At 61.3% G+C, this 1466-nt stretch carries 2 protein-coding genes; both read right to left on the bottom strand.

The features are described 5' to 3' along the window. Positions 1-141: 141 nt before the first annotated feature. Entirely contained in the window at positions 142-807 is a 666-nt protein-coding gene (locus A2I95_RS37450) for a glutathione S-transferase family protein (protein WP_129372581.1), read from the bottom strand. Positions 808-873: 66 nt separating this feature from the next. After that, on the bottom strand, positions 874-1466 hold a 593-nt coding region (gene mtgA / locus A2I95_RS37445), incomplete at its 5' end, for a monofunctional biosynthetic peptidoglycan transglycosylase (RefSeq protein ID WP_291737521.1).

Raw genomic sequence — 1466 nt, 5'->3', positions numbered from 1 at the left:
GCAGGAGACAAACCCCTCAGCCAGTGCTTGTGCCACCAGCCGTTCTTTCAGCGCTGCACTCATCTTCTTTCTGGTCCCAAATACCTCGGGGTGAATTGGGCCAAAGGCCCAAGAGGGGCAGCGCCCCTTGCCCCGTTGATATCAGAAATCCAGATCAGTGTAATGCGGCGGCGGCCGGAACCCCGGCACCTGATCCGCCAGGATCGACCGGAAAGCAGGCCGCGACTTGATCTTGGCGTACCAGTCCTTGACCACCGCCGAGCGGTTCCAGTCCACATCCGAGATATAATCCAACGACGACAGATGCGCAGCCGCGGCAAAATCCGCCAGCGTCATCATATCGCCCGCCAGCCAGCGCCGGTGGTCCAGCAACCAGGCCATGTAATCCAGATGGTATTTGATCGCCTTGGCGCCGGCTTTCACATTGCGGCTGTCAGGATAGCCCTCACCGGTGATTTTCTTGTTCACCCGCTCATACAGCAGCTTCGACGTCACCTCGCTGTGGAACTTGTCATCGAACCAGCTGACCAGCCGGCGCATCTCATAGCGGCCTTCGGCATCGCGGGGCATTAGGCATGGCTCAGGCCGGGTTTCTTCCAGGTATTCGCAGATCGCCGCGCTTTCGGCCATCATCTTGCCATCCAGTCGGATCACCGGGATCTTTGCCGCCGGGTTCCGGCGCAGGAAATCAGCATCCTGCTCCCAATAGCGCTCCTCGACCAATTCCACCTCAATTTTCTTTTCCGCCAATGACAACCGCACCTTGCGGCAAAACGGGGACAGGGGAACATGATAAAGGCGCGCCATGGCTACAGAGGGTCTCCAAAAAACTTACAGCGGATGGCCCAGCAATGCCCCGCCAGCAGGAAAGATTCAATCCTCGAAACAGGCCGCCCGCCCGTCTGCGCGAATGGTGGCCGCCCCATCGGCGATCTGTGCGGCGCGGCGCTGCACGAAACCGCTGGGCCGGCGGGCTGAGCGGTCTTTGGGATTGGGCAGCACAGCGGCAATCAGCGCTGCCTGACGCGCACTCAACTGATCCGGGCCAACACCGAAGTATTTGCGCGCCGCAGCTTCGGCGCCAAACACGCCCTCGTCCATTTCCGAGACGTTCAGGTAAACCTCAAGAATCCGCCGTTTGCTCCAGACAATCTCCACCGCCGGAGTCAGCAGCGTCTCCAGCACCTTGCGCGGCCAGCTGCGGCCTTGCCACAGGAACACGTTTTTGACCACCTGCTGCGAAATGGTAGAACCGCCGCGGGCACCGCCTGCCTCAATCGCCGCCTGGATAGCGCGGGCATCGAACCCCCAGTGACGGCAGAACTGCGCATCCTCGGCGGCCACCACCGAGCGCGCCAGAACCGGAGCGATCTCCTCCAGCGGCACCCAAATCCGGTCCACTTCACCCAAGCGGCGCTGTTCTGCCCAGATGGTGTGGGTGATCGGAGGGTTCACCACCGAAAACA

The organism is Leisingera sp. F5 (genome assembly GCF_001593695.1).
The sequence above is the reverse complement of the archived record's forward strand: the minus strand, read 5'-3'. Positions and strand labels throughout refer to the sequence as shown.